The organism is Neobacillus drentensis, from assembly GCF_021560175.1.
In the GTDB taxonomy this organism is placed as follows: domain Bacteria; phylum Bacillota; class Bacilli; order Bacillales; family Cytobacillaceae; genus Neobacillus; species Neobacillus drentensis_A.
Genome location: NZ_CP091110.1, coordinates 2113963 through 2133898 on the forward strand (window position 1 = coordinate 2113963; position 19936 = coordinate 2133898).

Genomic DNA, 19936 nt, shown 5'->3' on the forward strand with positions numbered 1-19936 from the left:
ATTTTAAATAACTTGGGTGTATATAAATTGGATAAAAGTCTATTATACAACCGAACCTGGAGGCAAGATATGTGTTATTCCCATTTGGTAATAACTGTACAAAAAATGAAAGAATTGGTTGAGTCTTACTATCTTTCTATTAATTTATACTATAACAAAAATGGCATGCGTCAATTCGCATGCCATTTCATGTGTCAATTTATCCCCGTGAACTATTTAAGAGAACCCTTTAGGATAAACATGTCGTGTTTTTTGTTTCACTTAGTTTTTAAGAGTATTTTCCCAATCAGCAGCAAATTTTTCAATTCCTTGATTAGTTAGTGGATGTTTAGAAATTTGCTCAATGACTGAAAATGGAATGGTTGCAATATGTGCACCTGCCATTGCTACACGAGTTACATGATCTGGATGACGAACAGATGCTGCAATTATTTGTGTGTCAAAATGATGAATGCGGAACAAATCAGCTATTTTTGATACTAATTGGACACCGTCTTCAGAAATATCATCTAAGCGGCCTAAGAATGGAGATACATACGTTGCACCGGCACGAGCTGCTAAAAGTGCTTGGTTTACTGTGAAGATAAGGGTGACATTTGTTTTCACACCTTTATCGGCAAGATAACGGCAAGCCTCTAAGCCAGCTAAAGTCATCGGAAGCTTGATGGTGATTTTTTCATCTCCGCCGTTAATTTTAATAAGCTCTTCAGCTTGGGCAATCATTTCATCAGCAGTAAGGGCATCTGGAGTTACTTCAGCGGAAACGGACTCTACTTCTGGAACCGCCTGGCAGATTTCTTCAATCCGGTCTTCGAATTTTACACCTTCTTTTGCAACTAGGGAAGGATTAGTTGTAACACCTGATAAAACACCAATTTTATAAGCCTTTTTAATATCTACAAGATTAGCAGTATCAATAAATAATTTCATCGTATTTTTCCTCCATTTTAAGATTATAGTAGACTTTTAGCCGTACGAACCACATTTTCAGTCGTAAATCCAAATAGCTCCATAACAGCAGCGCCCGTTCCTGAAGCACCGAATGTTTCAATGGATAATACTTTGCCTTCTAATCCTACATAACGCTCCCATCCAAGAGAGATACCCATTTCGAGTGCCACACGCTTTTTAATAGAAGCAGGGAGGACAAGCTCTTTATACTCCTTCGGTTGACGATCAAACAATTCCCAGCTTGGCATAGCGACGACGCGAACCGATACATTTTCTTTTTCAAGTTCAGCTTTTGCGTTAGTGGCTAATGACACTTCCGAACCGGTTGCAATCAGGATAACCTTTGGCTGGTCATTTGTTTGCGTTAATACGTAAGCTCCCTTTGAAAGGTTGTCTAAGCCCGCTTGTGTTTCTTCGAATACAGGCAGGTTTTGACGGCTCAGCACCATTGCAACTGGACCATCTGTTTTTGTTAGTGCATATGCCCAAGCGCTTGCTGTTTCATTTGCATCTGATGGGCGAATGACGGTTAGCCCTGGGATAGCACGAAGAGAGGCTAGCTGCTCAACTGGCTCATGAGTTGGTCCATCCTCACCAACCGCAATCGAATCATGCGTAAATACATAAGTGACAGGAAGCTTTTGCAAGGCTGCCAGACGAATGGAGGGTCTGAGATAATCATTGAAAACAAAGAATGTGCTAACAAATGGTTTTACCCCGCCATGAAGAGCTAAACCATTGCCAGCCGCACCCATTGCGTGTTCCCGGACACCAAAATAGATATTCCGTCCACTAAATGATTCTACTGCGAATGCTGCGTTTTCCTTTATATCTGTCATGGTGGAGTGGGAAAGGTCCGCACTTCCTCCAAAAATAGAAGGAACTGATTTGACAAAATGGTTAATAGCCTCTCCGCTGGCTACACGAGTTGAGATGGTTTTACCTGTTTCAAATGTCAGGATGTCTTCCGCATTAATTAAAACTTCTCCCGTGATCGCTTGTTGCAGTTCTTTTGCTAATTCAGGGTATGCCTCTTGATAAGACTGGAATAATGCATTCCATTGTTGTTCTTGACCCATTCCTCTTTGTTTTAGCTCTTCAAAATGGGCTTTAACTTCTTCTGGTACAAAGAAATCCTCTTCATAGTGCCAGCCATATACCTGTTTAGTTGCACGGGCTTCTTCTGCTCCAAGTGGATTACCATGTGCCTTGTTTGTTCCTGCCACTTTGGGACTTCCAAAACCGATTGTGGTTCTAATTTCGATTAAGGTTGGTTGTTCTGTATTTTGTTTTGCTAAGGTAATAGCTTTTGAGATTTCAGCCACATCATTGCCATCTTCTACTCGTAAATATTGCCAATGAGCAGATTCTGTTCTTTTTTGAATGTCTTCTGAAAAGGAAAGGTTTAATTCACCGTCCAAAGAAATATCATTGGAGTCATATAATGCAATTAATTTTCCTAGTTTCATATGACCGGCCATAGACATGGCCTCATAAGAGACGCCTTCCATTAAGTCTCCATCGCCCACTAAAGCATATGTATAATGGTCAATTATAGAGTGTCCATCCCGATTGAATTTTCCAGCTAAATGCGCTTCCGCCATCGCCATTCCGACTGCATTGGCAATCCCTTGTCCTAAAGGCCCAGTGGTTGCTTCAACACCATCTGTGTGACCAAATTCAGGATGACCAGGTGTTTTGCTATTAAGCTTTCTAAAACCTTTTAAATCTTCTAAAGATACATTGTACCCAGTTAAATGAAGCAAACTATATAACAAGCTAGATCCGTGTCCTGCAGAAAGAATAAATCGATCCCGGTTAAACCATTTTGCATTGGCAGAATTATGATTTAGATGATTCGCCCAGAGTGCATAGGCCATTGGAGCAGCCCCCATAGGCAGGCCTGGATGACCGGAATTAGCACTATTGATTGCGTCAATTGATAAGGTACGAATTGTATTTACAGCTAGTGTTTCAATACTATTATTCATCTTTTTTTCCTCCTTTAATTTCGTGTGAAAAATAGGTAACAATTTTCTTGTTTTTGCTTCTTTATGCTAGTTTTTCCGTGTTTGAGAATATTTTATCTCCATAAACAAGAAAAAACAAGAAAAAATTTGCCGTTTTTTTGAAAAAAATTGGTGAATTCAAGAAAAAACTATATAATATAAGAAAAAACATGCAAAAACACGGAGGCTGGCACTGTTATGCTTAGAAAAGAACGACAAAGCGAAATTTTAAAAATACTTGAAAAAGAGGGGAAAGTCGTTGCGAAAGAATTAAGCATAAAATGGGATGTTTCCGAGGACACCATTAGACGAGATTTAAGAGAAATGGATTCATTAGGTCTTCTTAAAAGAGTACACGGCGGGGCATTTCCGGTATCTGCGAGCGCTTTAACCTATTCTGAAAGAACGGAAGAAAATATAGATGCAAAAAAAGAGTTAGCCTTAAAAGCGGTTAAGATGATTAAAGATGGACAAGTTCTTTTAATAGATGGAAGTACAACCAATCTTTTTCTGGCTCAAGAAATTCCAATGGAGTTTAAAGGGACCATTATCACGAATAGTCCCTCTATTAGTTTGGCGTTATCAAAACATCCCAATACAGATATCATCCTTTTGGGTGGAACCTTTTTTAAGGAATCTTTTGTCACTGTCGGATTAGATGTCATTGAAGTGCTTAAAAACATTAGAGTCGATCTCTGTTTTTTAGGAGTGTATTCCTTGCACCCTGATTTTGGTATCAGCATTCCTCATATAGAAGAGTCTCATGTTAAACGTCAGATGATTAAAAGTTCAAATAAAATCGCCACCTTGGTAACAAGAAGTAAGCTTAATACCATTTCCAATTACTTAGTGGGCCCTGTTTCAGAACTTGATTACTTAATTACGGAAGACGGTCCACTAAGTCATAATTTAAATAAGTATATGGAATTCGATATTGAAATCATTTGACTATAGTTAAGCACCTATGCCTTTGAGGGGACAATAGGAATGCATTAAAGTCCTAGAAAAGAAGATTCGCTATCAACTTAATCAATTATTAATCAAGAAAAGGGTATGCCTCCATTAATTTAGGCATACCCTTTTCTAAATAAGTCCTATTATTAGCAAAGAATACCATTATAAGATTATCTAAAACAATATGACAGTATTTTTTGTTTTCTAAGCCTTCATGAAAAAATTTTACATAAAATATCTTTAATTTCAGGATTATGCTCAGATTACCGTAGAATTATCTGTTTAACTTAAAGTTTGTTCGATTGTTGGCAAATTACTAAATTAAATAGTTTGGAAAAAGCAGAAGAACCCTTGCGTTGCAAGGGTTTTTATTTGAACCAGGTCATAATGCTATGATAAAGAATTGCATCTAATTTTTAACCTAAAAAGTAAAATCTAAGTGTAATAAAAGAAAAAATATAATGAAAATATATGTAAAAAGAAGAAAAGTATATTTATTTTCTGAAAATGATAAGGTAAAATCAAAATAGATAGAAAAATAGTTAAAATGAAAGGAGAATAATAATGTTTGATAATTTTTTAATTAGAAAAGATAGTCTTGAAAATGTATATAAGGATGATAAAGCGATAGGATTTAAATTTGCAGTCCGTATAGCAGATTATAGAGGTTGTTTCTTGTCATTGCACAATGGATATTATATTGAATGTGATGGGGTCGAATATCCAAAAGATGTACAAACATTTGAAATAAATGGTAAAGAGCCAAGGGATTTTGAAGAAATTAAAAAGTGCGTTTGGGAACATTGGAATTATGATGATGAAGGGTATGTTTATGTCGAAAAAGAAGGTGGGTTAACACCTGGTCTGCATACTATTATGTTTCAACAATCGATTCTAGCAACATATGGTTATATGCCATGGGATGAAGAATGGTTAAAAAATCCACCTGTTCCGGGATATGGGGCAGGTTCAGGTAAAACAGCAAATATTTGTTCATTTAATTTAGAATTACAGGAAAGGAGATGATCGTATGTCTATTAAAAGAGGGGTCTCACTATATAGTTATCAGCAAGCTCAATTTTTTAAACAAATGAACTGGAAGGATATGATTAAGGAGGTTCACGAACATCTTAAAACAGATGGTATTGAGATTATTGATGAAGCCATTATTAGAGATTATCCATTTCCATCTGAACAGTTTATATTTGATTGGAATAATGAAATGGCAAGATATAATATGAATGCAGTCACAATGGATGTCTATTTAGATGTACACCAATTTAGGGATCATATTATGACTCATAGAGAGGCGGCAGAAAGATTAAAAAATGATATAAAAATTGCTGCTAAATTAGGGTTTAAAAATGTGCGTCCGCTTTGTCTCGTACCAATAGAAGTAATTGAGATGGCACTTGAAACGGCAGAAAAATATAATGTGAGGATTGGAAAAGAAATTCATGCACCACTTCCTATTAAGCCAGGAACAAGGGTACAACCTAAAACAGGAATGGCATCAGCCCTTGATTTTAGAATGTCAGAGCAAATTATTGAACTAGCAAATCGTACTGGAAGTAAACATGTTGGATTAGTACCTGATTTTGGGATTTTCCAACACTCACCATCTCAAGTATCCATTGATTATGCAAAGAGACAAGCAAATATTCCGGAAGCGATTGATTTTCTTTTAGAAAACAGTAAAAATTATAGTTTAGACGATATTGGTACAGTATTAAGTGAAAAATATCCTACTCATAAAATTGATCCGGGAACGATTGAAAGAATGAGTCTCCATGAATCTTCAGCAAATCCTGAAGATATTATAGATATTATCCCATACATCGTAAGTATGCATGGGAAATTCTACAATATGACAGAAATACCAGGTAAACCAGGATGTTATGAAGATTTAGCTATTGATTATGAAACTCCTATTAAATATTTAAAGGAAAATGGATTCAAGGGATATATCAATTCTGAATATGAAGGACAAAGAGATCAGCAAGATAGAGGTATTGAGTTTTTGGCTGATGAGGTTGACCAAGTAAGACGTCACCAGGAGATGCTTTCAAGATTAATTGGTGAAGAGATATAGGATGTATTGATCATACCATGAGGGGGCCGTTTGAAAATGGGCCTCTATTTTTTTGCAAATAATCGTTATTGAAATCCAACCTTTATAACTGGAAAGTGTTGTGGTACTATAAGTTCAAAGCTGGCTGAAAAAGCCTGAGTTATTTACAGAAAAACAGGTGATAAAATGGTTACTGTTATAGATGTTGCGAAGAGAGCAGGGGTATCTGTTGCAACGGTTTCTCGTGTTTTAAATAGTAATTACATAGTAACAAAAGAGAAAAAAGATAAAGTATTAAAAGCGATTGAGGAGCTTGGATATGTTCCTAAAACCACCGTCCGAACTGAAAAAAGTAATGAAAAAAAAGTAATTGTTGTCCTTGCAGCAGCTATCATTCATGATATTATTGCTGGAATACAGGATTTTGGAGTACAACATGGTTATGAGATCATGATAAGCTATCATGCAAGTGAAGCAAAAAACTCACAACCCTGGAGCTTCTTACCAAAAGGGCAATTAGGTGGGTTAATCATTTTAAATATGCTATTTAATGAACAAGAGCTTCAAGAAATAAGTGATACCCTTCCAGTTGTGCAATGCAGCCAGTATACCTCTATCCCAAATGCATATGCAGTTACCGTAGATGATGTAAATGCTGCTTATCATGCAGTCTCTCATTTAATTGAGGCAGGAAAAAGAAAGATTGCTTTTGTTGGTATGGGAATTGAAGAGGGAGAAGGTTGTATTTCCACAAACTTTTCAAAAGATCGATTTATAGGTTATCGTAGAGCATTGGAAGACAACGGTATCCCATTTAATCCACAGTTAGTGAAGTATAGTGACAACAGTTATGAGAGCGGTGCCCAATCGGCGATGAAATTGATGGAACAACAAATTCCATTTGATAGTGTTTTCTGTGTAACCGATAATTTGGCTGTAGCTTGTTTAAATACGTTTAAAGATGCTGGTTATCGAATTCCTGAGGATATTGCCGTATGTGGTTTTGATAATCAAGAAATTTCGGAAATGACCAATCCAAAGCTAACAACTGTTGATCAACCTTTTTATGAAATTGGGTACGAATCAATGAGAATGCTTGAAAGTATTATCAAAGGTGAAATTTCTACGGGTAGAAGAGTATTAATTGAACATAAACTTCTTAAACGAGGATCAACCGTTTCATAATCAATCAAACCTTAATTAAATATGATTAAAAGCCTGGATATATCTCTTATCCAGTTTTTTTTTTTTAATAATTAGTGAATTCATTTGCTTTTATTTTCTGAGAACAATGAAAAAAAGATGAAATCAAAAGAAAATACCGTGAAAATTTATGAAAAAACTGAAAATAACATATTGTTTTACTGAAAACCAGATGATATATTAGATGTAAAGCTGCATAAAACGCTTTCAATCCAGGGGGGTGGCAGTTCCTAATAGCTTAGACGATCAAAAGGATAAAAAATAATTAGTTATGGGGGTAAAAAATGAAAAAGAAATACAGCTTCTTCTCTATCATTATTTCTATCATGATCCTTCTAGCTGCCTGTAGTAACAACACCAAGACCTCAAGTGAAAACAAAAAAGATCAAAATGCTAATAAAGATAGCAAAACAGTCGAATTAACCATGGCCTTTTTGGCATTTGGTCCTCCGCCAAAGGATTTGGCATTGGTTCAAACTGAAATTAATAAATTGACGAAAGAAAAAATTAACGCAACAGTTAAATTACTGCCTATTAATGCCAGTCAATATACACAGCAAACGAATCTGATGTTATCAAGTAAAGAAAAACTAGATCTACTTATTACAGGTAACATACCAGGTTTTCTAGATTATTCTGGGCAGTCTGTAAGGGGACAGCTTCTCCCATTAGACCAATTGATTGAAAAATATGGGAAAGGTATATCTGTTTCTCTTGGAGAAAAATTTATCAATGCGGGTAAAATTAACGGAAAAACCTACGGTATTCCATCAATAAGAGATTTGGCTGGAAATCGAAGTCTAATCATGAGAAAAGATTTAGTAGATAAATATAAGATCGATAGCAGTAAAATAAAATCCTTAGATGACGTAGAAGCCGTTTTAAAAACAATTAAAGAAAATGAACCTGGGGTTTCTCCATTAATGCCTGGACAAGTTGGGGCTGCAACAATTGTTGATGGACTATTTCTTCCAGAGGGTGATTCGCTAGGGGATAATCTTGGTGTGCTTCTAGATTCATCCCAATTAAAGGTTAGTAATTATTACCAGTCTGACGAATATTCAGAACTAGTAAAAGTGGCAAGAAAGTGGTCCAAAGCAGGATATATTTTACCTGGTGCAGCTACAAACAAGGAATCCGCAGAATCCCTAATGAAGGCAAAAAAAATATTCGCCTTCATGGGAAGTTCAAAACCGGGAATTGATGGTCAAGTATCAAAGAGTGTTGGATCAGAAGTAGTAAGTGTACCATTAACACCAGTCTCAACCGACACTCAAAAAGTAACTAGTTTTATGTGGGCAGTTCCACAGTTTGCAGAAAATCCTCAAAAATCCGTGGAATTACTTAACTTATTGTATTCCGATAAGGATTTAGTCAATTTGATTGATTGGGGAATTGAAGGAAAACATTATGTGAAAACAGACACCGGTGTGATTGATTACCCGCAGGGTGTTGATGCAAACAGTACAGGTTATGGGTTAAATTCAGGTTTTCAATTCGGTAATCAATTTTTATCCTATATCTGGAAAGGTGACTCTCCTGATCTTTGGAAAGAGATGGATTCCTTTAATAAAAACGCAAAAGCATCCAAAGCTCTTGGTTTCTTATTTGACTCTTCACCGGTGAAAACAGAAATTGCTGCCGTATCAAACGTTATAAATCAGTATAAGGGCGCATTGGAAGATGGTATGGTTGATCCAAAAACAGAATTGCCAAAATTCCAAGAAAAACTAAAAGCTGCCGGTATTGATAAGATTATTGAAGAAAAGCAAAAGCAACTTGAAAAGTGGGAAAAACAGAATAAATAAGATGTTAGACTTAATTAGGCGTGGAAATTGACGGTGCAAAAAGAGAAGAGCTGTAGCCTCAGGGGTTACAGCTCTCTTTTTTATAGTAGAATACTAGAATGATTTTCTTCTTTGGTAATGTATTGAAAATTCGGAATATTTATGTTAATTTTTTATTGGTGTTACTATTTATAGAATTGTGGAAGGAAGTGATGCCAATTTTATCTGCGGCGATTTTTTGATATCAAAAAATAAAAGCGTTTTCATAAACTGTGTACCTAACTCATTCACTAGTCATTTTAAAAGGGAGTTATATTTTTCTATAAATTTTGTCCTAGTTTTCTCTATAACTTGGCTTATATATGAATATATATGAAGGATAAGTGTTTTGATTTTTCAATAGTGCAACAGATGAAAACGACAACTAAGATAGGTTTCTTATATTTCATTTATAGGGGGATTCAGATGGATGTTAGTGGAATTTTAAAAGTAGTTGCAGAAAGTAAACTGGTTAATCCAAGTCAAGAAAAACAATCAAATACCTCAATTGGGAGCAGTGAAGCCTTTCAAGAACTACTTCAAAAATCCCAACAAGATCCCGAAGCTTTTTGGAACGATGTCGCAAAAGAACTAGTTTGGTATGAACCTTGGCGAAAAACAATCAGTGGAAGTCTTCCAGATTTTCGTTTTTTTGAAGGCGGTATTAGTAACCCTTGTATTAACTTACTCGACCGCCATGTTGAAAACGGTGCTGGAAATCGCACGGCTCTCATTTGGGAGGGAGAAAACGGAGACACGAAGTTTTTTACATATAATATGCTGCTAGCTGAAGTGAATCGTTTTGCTAATGTCCTTCGTTCCTTCGGTGTGAAAAAAGGAGATTGTGTGGCGATTTTCCTTCCTAATTTGGCCGAAGCCATAATTGCTGTTCTCGCATGCTTTCGGATTGGGGCTATTTACAATACCGTATTCTCAGGTTACTCTGAAAAGTCTTTGAAGGACCGACTTGTTAGCTTTGAGCCAAAGATTATTCTCACGGCGGATGCTACCACAAGAAGGGGAAACAAGGTTGGCTTGAAGGAAAAAGTGGATGCGGTCATTCCATATATTCCCTCTATTGAAGCGGTGATTGTGGTAAATCGCCTAAACACGGAAATCATAATGAAAGAAGGACGCGATTTCTGGTGGGAGGAACTAACAAAAAAGGCAAGTATCCATTGTGAACCTGAGAGGCTAGATGCGAATGAGTATGGAATTGTGTTCTATACAAGCGGTACAACAGGTAAGCCAAAGGGCGTTGTTCACTCGGGTATGGCCTTTGTCACCCAAAATTACATCTATAGCAAATATCATATGGATCATCATGATGACGATGTCTTCTGGTGTACGGCGGATATTGGCTGGTTAACGATGCATATTTGGGGCATTGCGGGTGCTCTAGCAAATGGGGTCACCACGGTCGTATATGAAGGCGCAATGGACTATCCAACAAAGGACAGATTTTATCAGGTGATTGAGAAATACCGTGTCAATAAATTGTTTACCGCTCCAACGGCATTGCGAATGTTAAAGAGCCTGGGGGAGAAGGTTTTGGATCAATTTGATTTATCATGCCTGGATGTCATTTCCCTAGTTGGTGAACCTTTTGATCCAGAATCATGGCAATGGACATATGAAGTACTAGGTAAGAAAAAGATATGTGTCAATAATACATGGGGACAAACGGAAACGGCCGGTTGTCCAATTGCTGGTGCAGCATGGTTAACCCCAATGAAACCTGGATCAGCCGGAAAGCAATTTTTAGGGGCTGAAATTGCAGTAGTAGATGAAGAGGGAAATCCAGTGAAACCGGGGACATTAGGGAATTTAATTATTAGAAAGCCATTTCCAATGCTTTGCCGCACGCTATGGAAGGAACCTGAGCGCTACATTTCCTCTTATTTTAGCCAAGTCGAAGGCAGCTATTTTGCTAGTGATTTGGCTCTCATTGATGAGGATGGCTATGTATGGGTCGTTGGTCGTTCTGATGATGCTTTCAATGTTGCCGGGCATCGCTTAAGTACAATGGAAATTGAAAGTGCAGTGCTTGAATGTGAAGGGGTTGCTGAAGCCGCTGTCATTGGTGTCCCGGATGAAATTAAAGGAGAGGTACCTCTCGTATTTGCCCGAGTAAATGATACTTCGCTAGGGACAGAACAATTGAAAGAAAAAATAAATGAACGGATTATCCAGCTTATCGGAAAAATTGCTCTGCCCAAAACAATCATTTTCACAGAAACACTTCCAAAGACAGTTAGCGGAAAAATCATGCGCCGCTTATTAAAGGAAATTTTTATGTCAGGACATGTTTCAGGAGACATCACAGGACTTGAAGATCCAGCAACAGTAGCGCAAATTCAGACGATAATTAATGAAAGGTATACAGTAAAGTAATTTTGATAAGTCAATTGAATTAATACATTTATTATAAAAGATTTTGAATGGGATGTAGGTAGTTACCTAATGTGTTTGCAACGGTATTCACAATTTTGGCCTTATTACTTGTCATTTTGTGCTACTGGTAAATCACCGATGGGAGATAATTAGGTAGGCATCGCGTTATCGTGCGATGGTGAATAAAGGTGGAATTGAAAGGAAGTGCCTTTTTATGACCAACGAGCGCGTGTACAAGAGGGCGTTTTCGAGAGTTAATAACAATCAATTAATTTGGAGGTAATTAGATGAATATAAAATTTGATCCAAATAACGTCGTTATTAAACTCTGTATGAGTGGGATGGGATTAGAGGAGAGTGGAAATATTGAAGATGCAGTCAAGGTGTTTCATAAAGCATGGCACGAAGCAACAGACGACTATGAAAGATTTATTGCTGCTTATCATTTAGCTCGTCAACAAAAGAGTATTACAGACAAATTAAAATGGATGGAAACATCTCTAAAGTGTGCTCTAAAAATAAATGATGATAATGTGAAGAGTGCATACTCAACGTTATATTTAAACATTGCCAAATGTTATGAGGAGTTGTGTGATACTGAGAATGCAAAAAGAAATTATGAATTGTCAAATTCATTTAAGGGTGAATCTTCTGATGTAGGACCATTTTACCATGGGACAAAGGCAGATTTGAAGGTTGGTGATTTACTAACAGCAGGTGGAGATTCAAATTACAAACCTGGACTTAAAATGAACCACATTTATTTCACTGCTATTGTCAATGGCGCAGGACTTGCAGCAGCTTTAGCAAAAGGAGAAGGAAGAGAACGAGTTTATATAATTGAACCAACAGGTGAATTTGAAAACGATCCAAATGTTACTGACAAAAAATTTCCTGGTAACTTAACACGTTCTTATCGTTCAAAAGAACCTTTAAGAATTATTGGTGAAGTAACAGAATGGGCGAAATTGACAACTATAGAGCGACGCGAATGGCACGAAAATTTAGCTAAAAACAAGGGCGAAATTATTAACTGAACATATTTCAAGATGTTAAAATGCAAATGACTTTTTGAAAATAGAATAACAATGATTAATGACCAACTTAGCATTGAATTTATGTTTGGAATCGAAATAAGATTTCTAAGCTATCTGAATCTTGCATACAGAGAAGTAGGCGGGTATTACCAGCCCAAGATAAAAGAAAATATTATTGAACTAGTTCCTGCGTATCTAGTTTCTATTTGCTGAGTTTGCAAGGTATCCTTCACCAGCACCCCATGAGTTGACACATACACTCCGTACATGTAGAGTGCGTGTCGCATTTAGTTTTAAAACATCTTTATAACTACTTCCTATATTCTACTCCTGAGACAAGGAGAATCCTCTTGTACCATCATGCTGCTTGACAGTTGTATTAGAAATAAAAACGATGAAACTAGGGTTTATGATGAACATGGTTTCATCGTTTTTTATTCTTTGCTTAGTCTGAGATCGTTATTTCGGCTTCTATGTCATAGAAACGTGTTGCTGTACCAACACCCAAGAAGTCAACTTTGTTACGTTCCTTCTGTTTTGGAAAAGTTATTTTTAACAGTACTGAATGGGCTATGAGTATGCACGTTGATTGCCATTTTAACCATTAATATTAAGTTAAGGGGTTGGAGAAACTAATCAGAAAGGAGTGGATAAGATGAGTCATTCAGAGAACGATATGCCTTTTATAGAATTAACCTCAAATGAAGTTCTGACCTTTGGTCTTCCCATTTAAAGAGTGGTATGGAACTAAGGTTTTGCGAATATTTTTATGCAAGTACAGAAAATAACGAAATAAAACAAGTGATAGAAAAGTTGTTAAATCAATCTCAAAATAATCTTAATGAAATCAAAGAGATTTTTATCAAAGAGAATCTTACTATTCCACTTGGTTTTACCAATGAAGACGTAAGAGTTGACGCACTCAAAGTATTTTCCGATACATTTATTTTGTATTTTTGTTTTGATTTAACACACTTATCGATGAGTACATATCCAATTGCAATATCAGATTGCAGCAGAAACGATGTACGAGAACATTTTCAAAATAATATAGCATTTTCTGTAAAAATTCAAAATGAAATGGTAGAACTAATGTTATCACAAGGAGTATATTTGGGACATCCACAAGTAGCGATAAATAGTGAAGTAGAATTTGCTGATTCCATGCTATACCTCAATGGTTTTTTTGGAGGATCAAGACCTCTAAATACTGCTGAAATTGCTAATCTATCCAGAATTGTTCATAGAGCCCAGTTTTCAAAAATGGTATTTGTCACTTTTCATAAATTAGCGAAAGAAAAAGAGTTAAAACACCATTTTAGTAAAGGGAGAGTTGGAATCCAAAAAGTATTAGATGCTCTTCAAGAAGTTCTTGATAAAGAAAATATTCCGATATCAGCATCGGGGGACTATAAAATTTCCGAAGTAGAGATGTCTCCATTCTCCGATAAGTTAATGTTGTTCTTTGTGAATACTTGTCTGGGAATATTCTGTTTTTCCATGGTAAGTCAGGCTATGACTTCTAGCTTAAGAACTGATATTCATTCTAAATTGGACAAAATATCTGACGATATGAAAAAGTATTATGGACTAGGTTTACTTTTAGTAATAAAAGAAAAATGGTTTGAACAACCTTCTCAAGTAGTAAATAGAGAAGTCTAGTTAGAGATATTACTTTAAGTTAATAAAAAAGAAAGACCACATATTCGTTTAAAGGGAGGGAGTGAATTTGTGGCCTAAAGAAGAAACAGGATTTCACCTTACCGTAGAATACACAAATTTCCAAAAATGTTTTTAAGATATTAAGAAAAAAATCCCCTCCTAGTCATAGGAGGGTTGTACATTTTCAATCATTAGGTAATCAACCATTTTTAAAACTGCCGCAAGTTCAACGAAATTTGCGATTTGTCATTGTTAAAAGAAAACACAATGCTATCCAAATATGAACTTAGTTACGAGGAATAACACGGATGGACATAACAGACATCCAATTCCTGTGTGAAACGTAGCTCCCATCGCACCATAAGGCACCAATTTAGGATTTGTTGCAGCTAGTCCGCCGGCCACACCGCTGGCGGTCCCCATGGCTCCGCCAAAAATAACTGCGGTTCTGGGATTGGTAAGACCCACAAACTTTGCCATATACGGTGTCGTAAGCATCACGGTAATGGATTTAATCACCCCTGCTGCAATACTAAGCGCCATTACCGTAGAATTTGCACCAATCGCTGCCCCGGTAACAGGTCCAACAATATACGTAATGGCACCTGCTCCAATGGTGGTTAAGCTGACTGGATCATTGTAACCGAAGGCTAAAGCTACGGTAACACCGACAATGAAAGGGACGACAGTACCGACCAAGAGAGAAATCAGGCCAATTAATCCTACTTTTTTTAATTCCTCAAACCTTGCTCCGAAAACAGTGGCAACAATGGCAAAATCACGAAGCATGCCACCACCCATTAAGCCGATCCCTGAGAACATGGTAATATCAGCAAGACCTTTTTCGCCGCCAGTATTTAGCCCGCCGAAATAAGCAAGAACTAACCCGATTAAAATAGCAATAGCAGAACCATGTACTCTGCCTTTGGTAAACCTGCTTGAAATAAAATGGGAAATATACATCGTAATTCCAATAACCGCAAAGGCAGTAATAAGACCGTTATTCATCAATGAATTAAAAACCACTTCAAGCATTTATTTCCCCCCTATTATTTTGCTTTTAACTCCAAATTAGGTTCTATTAGTTCTTCCTCTAAATCATGACGATCTTCCTTTTTTCCCACTTTGTCTAAAAGCGGAATTAGTAAAAACATAATGATCACGGTAATAACCCCAGCAAGCAAGGCTAAGGGCCCTCCTTTGACCGCTGCCATTACGTTTTGCTGTGCAGCCATGGCGACAACAATGGGAATATACATAGCTCCCCAGAATTTCAAGCCCTCCTGTGATGGGATATTTAATTTCCCTTTCTTAGTGAAGTATTCAATAAGCAGGAGCAGCAGAAAAATGGAGATTCCTACACCACCGACGTTCGCCTTAACCCCAATTAGCTTTCCTAATAGATCACCCAAGATTTGGCCTGCTAAATAGGCAAAGGATAATAACGCAACACCATAAATGACCATAAAACATCTCCTTTTGATTTTTTTGTTTTAGACAAATGGGAAAAACACGTAATGCGGAGAGAAAAACCAAACAATTGCGGGTCTAGTCTAAGATGGGAGATTGAATGCTTACGGACTTAGTAAGCGTTTGCAATATAAAAATCTACAGTCGACTGTATTCCTAGAATCCATAATAAAACGAGAAGAGACAAAGTGTCAATTTATTTTTATAATTTTCTAAAAATATTGAATCATTTAAAATACCGAGTTATAATTATTTTAAATCGACAGTCGACCGAATTTTTTTAGTGAAGGAGAATGACTAATGAAATCTAAATTTGCTCAAAATGCTCTATCCAATCATATCGCCGAACATATAACCGAGCAAATCATAAAGGGAGAGTTAGGACCGGGGGAAAAACTGGTTGAACATATTTATGCAGAGGAGTATGGAACAAGTCGCGCTCCAGTAAGGGAAGCCATTTATTTACTGTCAATTGAAGGACTTGTAGAGAGAATCCCGCGGAAAGGTGCGGTTGTAAAGGACTATACGGAGAATGAAATTTATGACCTTCTAGAAATACGCAATATGCTTGAAACGATGGCCATTGAACGGATTCAGCGAAATGGAATCGATCAGGAATGTCTTCAAAAAATGGCTGCTATTTTAAAAGAAATGAAGAATATTACGGATGTTCATCAGTATACCCAATTAAATCACTCCTTTCATATGGAACTTGTTGAAATGAGTAAAAGTGAAACTATTAAAACGATGTATTCCCGCTTGGGCTGGCCTCTGCTTAGGATCCAAAGTCTTTCGTTCGCGAGTCAAGGAAACATTGAAAAATCAGTAAACGAACACGAAATGTTAATTGACCTTTTAACAAAGGGCAATATAGCTGAAGCTGCTAAGCTTTTAAACTCTCATAACCAAGATGTTATTTCTAGTATGAAAATAAAATTATCTCAATAAAAGGCGGTGGAAAGTTGAAAATTGTTTTTACATTTCCCGGACAAGGAGCACAAATACCGGGAATGCTTCTGGATGTTCCGGATTATGTGCAAAAGGCGGAAAGGATCATCGGGGTACCTATACTCGATGATGAAAAAGCATTTCAATCTACCATCTGGATTCAACTGGCGCTTTTTTTAAAAGGTGTAGCGGTGGCCGAGCGATTAATCGAGAAAAATGTCTATCCTCAATTTGTTGCTGGCCACTCTATTGGAGCTTTTGCTGCTGCTGTTATAGCAGGTGTACTTACATTTGAAGATGCCCTCAAATTGGTATGGCATCGAGCAAAACGAATGGATGAAGCCTATCCCGAAGGTTTTGGAATGGGAGTTATTTGCGGTCTGACTGAAAGGGAAGTTAAAAAAGCGGTTGACCTTGCATATCAGGTACAATTCCCTGTTCATCTTTCCAATATTAATGCTGAACAGCAAATTGCAGTCTCAGGCTCGTGGCAGGGAATTGAAAAAGCCTTTCAGTTTGCACAACAATTTGGAGCTCAGAAGACAACCATATTGCAAGTTCCAATCCCTTCTCATTCCCCATTGATGGCTGAACTTTCAGGAGAGCTGCTGGAATTAATCAGTAAATTACCCCTAAATGATGCCAATATTCCTTACCTGGCCAATCGTACTGGGCGAATGTTAAGAGATAAGAATAAAATTTCGGAAGATCTGGCCCTAAATGTTGCTTATCCTGTTCGCTGGAATGACATGACAGAAGTGTGTGTGGAATCTGGAGCAGATTGTTTTATTGAAATGCCTCCAGGTCATGTTCTCTCCAATCTTGTTAAGCAGGCACATGAAACCACTCGTCAGATCGTTGTGGATGAGGTTGGTTTGGAAGCGACGCAATACCTAATAAAAAAATGGAGGGAGCAAGAGGAATGAAAAAAATAACACGCTCATGGACACAGAAACGTGATCGGAAATTAGAAAAATTAGAAAGAATAAACAGCTTGATGGATGGAAAATTCATCGATACCTCACGAATTGTTGAAGTAATGGAAGCGCTTATCGAGCCAGGGTCAAAGGTCATTTTAGAAGGGGATAACCAAAAACAAGCTTCTTTTTTATCTCAAAAACTAGTAGAGGTGAATCCATCAAAAGTACATGATTTGCATATGATTATGTCAAGTATTTCCAGACCTGAACATTTGGATATTTTTGAAAGAGGAATTGCTGAACGGATTGATTTTTCCTATTGTGGTTCACAAAGTTTACGGGTTGCACAAATGGTTGAAGATGGCACTTTGAAATTAGGAGATATTCATACTTACCTAGAATTATTTGGCCGTCTATTTGTTGATTTAATTCCAGATGTCGCATTGGTTGCTGCAGACAAAGCAGATCAAGATGGTAACTTATATACAGGGAACAATACAGAAGAAACACCAACCATTGTGGAGGCGGCTGCATTTAAAGATGGGATCGTGATTGTTCAGGTGAATGAAATCGTGGATGAACTGCCACGAGTGGATATTCCGGCTTCATGGGTAGATGTGGTTGTGAAAGCAGACAAACCGTATGTGTTAGAGGCACTTTTTACTCGCGATCCCCAAAATATTACAGAATTACAAATCCTGGCGGGAATGATGGCCATTAAAGGAATCTATGGAAAACATCAAGTACAGTCACTCAATCATGGAATCGGATTTAACACCGCTGCTATTGAACTGTTATTACCTACATACGGTGAACAGCTTGGTTTAAAAGGGAAAATCGCAAAGCACTGGACCTTAAATCCTCATCCCACGTTGATTCCGGCAATTGAATGTGGATGGGTAGAAAGTATACACAGCTTTGGCGGTGAAGTAGGAATGGAAAAATATATTGCGGCCCGTCCGGATATATTTTTTGTGGGAAAAGATGGTTCCATGCGTTCCAACCGTGCGCTTTCCCAAGTCGCAGGACAATTTGCTGTTGATATGTTTATTGGCTCCACCCTTCAAATGGATCGGGAAGGGAACTCTTCTACAGTTACAGCAGGCCGTCTCTCAGGTTTTGGCGGGGCACCAAACATGGGTCATGATCCGCGTGGACGCAGGCATTCAACACCAGCCTGGCTGGATATGATTGAAAATCCGCATGAACTTTCAAAAGGCAAAAAATTAGTTGTTCAAATGGTTGAAACATTTGGTGCAAATAAAAAGCCAGTATTTGTAGAAAAATTAGATGCCATTAAAGTTCGTAATGAAGCTGGACTTGCCATCGCACCTGTTATGATTTATGGGGATGATGTGACACATGTCGTAACAGAAGAGGGGATTGCTTACCTTTATAAAGCAGCAGGCCTTGATGAGCGGAAAAAAGCACTGGCAGCCATTGCAGGGGTTACACCTTTTGGAATGGAAAGTAATGAAAAAGACGTAAAGAAATTACGTGAAAAAGGGATTGTTGCTTATCCGGAGGATCTTGGTATTTCAAGGGTACATGCAAAACGTTCACTGCTTGCAGCACAATCCATTAGCGACTTAGTGAAATGGTCAGATGGTTTGTATGAGCCTACTTCCAAGTTCAGGAGCTGGTCTTAAAATGCTCTCCCTTAATCAAGTAGCCATGGGGAAGGAGTTAGCATCAAAAGCGGTAAAAGCATTAATAGATGAAGCCCTTCTAACACCAAAGCCAGGATTAGTAGATACAAGTAATAGTGGCTCCCATTCCGATATGTCAATTGATCTCATGCTGCAATCTGCCCAATCATTAGAAACAACATTCAGAGATATAGCAAACGTTTCTTACCTTCACCCTGTCAATCAAGAGCTGCGAGAGAGAATAGCTTTTATCGGACGTCTTGGAGAAAAGGAGATGCTTTTAGCTACGGGGGGAGTCAATACACATAAAGGAGCTATTTGGGCCATCGGATTATTGACAAGTGCAAGCGCTGTCTTTCCGGAAGAAAAGAATCCATATAAAATCATGGAGACTGCTGGCGAGATTGCCTCTTTCAAGGATCGATATGAGCCGTTACTCAAGACGCATGGGCAAGCAGTTAAGAAGAAATACCGGATCATGAACGCGAAAGAAGAAGCGCAACAGGGTTTTCCTACGATTCGAGACGCGGGATTACCTGCTTTACTTAGGGCAAGGAAGGCAGGCAAGTCTGAGCAAGAAGCTCGTATTGAATCACTGCTTGCACTCATGGCTTCAGTAGATGATACATGCATTTTGCACCGTGGAAGCTGGTCAGATTTAGTAGAAATTAAGCGAATGGCAAAAGAGTTTTTGTTGTGGGATGGTTTTGAAACGATCAAAGGAAGAAAGACTTTTAATTGTTTAACCGAATACTGTGAATCTAGAAGACTCTCTCCAGGGGGAAGTGCAGATTTATTGGCTGCCATTTTGTTTTTAATAAGTTAATAGGAAAATTTTGGAG

15 protein-coding genes and 2 pseudogenes are annotated in these 19936 nt (G+C 37.5%); 13 read left to right on the top strand and 4 right to left on the bottom strand.

From position 1 onward, the window contains the following. Positions 1 to 261: 261 nt before the first annotated feature. Positions 262 to 930 (bottom strand): fructose-6-phosphate aldolase, encoded by a 669-nt coding sequence (gene fsa / locus L1999_RS09815; protein WP_235743368.1) that lies wholly within the window; start codon positions 928 to 930, stop codon positions 262 to 264. Between the two features lie 23 nt (positions 931 to 953). Beyond that, positions 954 to 2942, bottom strand: coding sequence for a transketolase (gene tkt / locus L1999_RS09820; protein ID WP_235743369.1), 1989 nt, complete (start codon positions 2940 to 2942; stop codon positions 954 to 956). A gap of 216 nt (positions 2943 to 3158) precedes the next feature. Here tkt and L1999_RS09825 point away from each other — a divergent pair, with 216 nt between their 5' ends. The 9 genes and pseudogenes from L1999_RS09825 to L1999_RS29770 all read left to right on the top strand — a co-directional run. Further along, positions 3159 to 3908, top strand: a complete 750-nt coding sequence (locus L1999_RS09825; RefSeq protein WP_235743370.1) for a DeoR/GlpR family DNA-binding transcription regulator — start codon at positions 3159 to 3161, stop codon at positions 3906 to 3908. A 570-nt stretch (positions 3909 to 4478) separates the two neighbouring features. Then, the gene (locus tag L1999_RS09830; RefSeq protein ID WP_235743371.1) at positions 4479 to 4940 is read left to right on the top strand and encodes a C-glycoside deglycosidase beta subunit domain-containing protein; all 462 of its coding nucleotides are present in this window, start codon (positions 4479 to 4481) and stop codon (positions 4938 to 4940) included. A gap of 4 nt (positions 4941 to 4944) precedes the next feature. Beyond that, positions 4945 to 6006 carry an apurinic/apyrimidinic endonuclease family protein gene (locus L1999_RS09835; RefSeq protein WP_235743372.1) on the top strand — a complete coding sequence of 354 codons (1062 nt, stop codon included), beginning with the start codon at positions 4945 to 4947 and terminating at the stop codon, positions 6004 to 6006. A gap of 165 nt (positions 6007 to 6171) precedes the next feature. Next, positions 6172 to 7170 carry a LacI family DNA-binding transcriptional regulator gene (locus tag L1999_RS09840; RefSeq protein WP_235743373.1) on the top strand — a complete coding sequence of 333 codons (999 nt, stop codon included), beginning with the start codon at positions 6172 to 6174 and terminating at the stop codon, positions 7168 to 7170. Positions 7171 to 7472: 302 nt separating this feature from the next. After that, the gene (locus L1999_RS09845; protein ID WP_235743374.1) at positions 7473 to 8996 is read left to right on the top strand and encodes an ABC transporter substrate-binding protein; all 1524 of its coding nucleotides are present in this window, start codon (positions 7473 to 7475) and stop codon (positions 8994 to 8996) included. 444 nt (positions 8997 to 9440) lie between these two features. Continuing rightward, positions 9441 to 11408 (top strand): acetate--CoA ligase, encoded by a 1968-nt coding sequence (locus L1999_RS09850; protein ID WP_235743375.1) that lies wholly within the window; start codon positions 9441 to 9443, stop codon positions 11406 to 11408. Positions 11409 to 12031: 623 nt separating this feature from the next. Beyond that, the gene (arr, locus tag L1999_RS29840; protein WP_430540030.1) at positions 12032 to 12445 is read left to right on the top strand and encodes an NAD(+)--rifampin ADP-ribosyltransferase; all 414 of its coding nucleotides are present in this window, start codon (positions 12032 to 12034) and stop codon (positions 12443 to 12445) included. A 105-nt stretch (positions 12446 to 12550) separates the two neighbouring features. Continuing rightward, positions 12551 to 12652 (top strand): annotated as a pseudogene (locus L1999_RS29560) (macrolide 2'-phosphotransferase); the annotation flags it as partial. Between the two features lie 513 nt (positions 12653 to 13165). Further along, positions 13166 to 14107 (top strand): annotated as a pseudogene (locus L1999_RS29770) (DUF3231 family protein); the annotation flags it as partial. A gap of 270 nt (positions 14108 to 14377) precedes the next feature. On the opposite strand, the gene madM reads toward L1999_RS29770, so the two are convergent. Beyond that, positions 14378 to 15142 (bottom strand): malonate transporter subunit MadM, encoded by a 765-nt coding sequence (gene madM / locus L1999_RS09865; protein ID WP_235743378.1) that lies wholly within the window; start codon positions 15140 to 15142, stop codon positions 14378 to 14380. Between the two features lie 14 nt (positions 15143 to 15156). Then, positions 15157 to 15573, bottom strand: coding sequence for a malonate transporter subunit MadL (gene madL, locus L1999_RS09870; RefSeq protein WP_235743379.1), 417 nt, complete (start codon positions 15571 to 15573; stop codon positions 15157 to 15159). A gap of 304 nt (positions 15574 to 15877) precedes the next feature. Between madL and L1999_RS09875 the strand changes: the two genes are divergently transcribed. Genes L1999_RS09875 through L1999_RS09890 form a run of 4 tightly spaced genes read left to right on the top strand, consistent with a single transcriptional unit; the run spans position 15878 to position 19920 of the window. Then, entirely contained in the window at positions 15878 to 16525 is a 648-nt protein-coding gene (locus L1999_RS09875; RefSeq protein ID WP_235743380.1) for a GntR family transcriptional regulator, read from the top strand. Positions 16526 to 16539: 14 nt separating this feature from the next. After that, entirely contained in the window at positions 16540 to 17451 is a 912-nt protein-coding gene (locus L1999_RS09880) for an ACP S-malonyltransferase (protein WP_235743381.1), read from the top strand. Beyond that, the gene (mdcA, locus tag L1999_RS09885) at positions 17448 to 19094 is read left to right on the top strand and encodes a malonate decarboxylase subunit alpha (protein WP_235743382.1); all 1647 of its coding nucleotides are present in this window, start codon (positions 17448 to 17450) and stop codon (positions 19092 to 19094) included. Before L1999_RS09880 ends, mdcA begins: the two co-directional genes overlap by 4 nt. Before the next feature lies 1 nt (position 19095). Then, positions 19096 to 19920, top strand: a complete 825-nt coding sequence (locus L1999_RS09890; RefSeq protein WP_235744301.1) for a triphosphoribosyl-dephospho-CoA synthase — start codon at positions 19096 to 19098, stop codon at positions 19918 to 19920. Positions 19921 to 19936 lie beyond the last annotated feature (16 nt).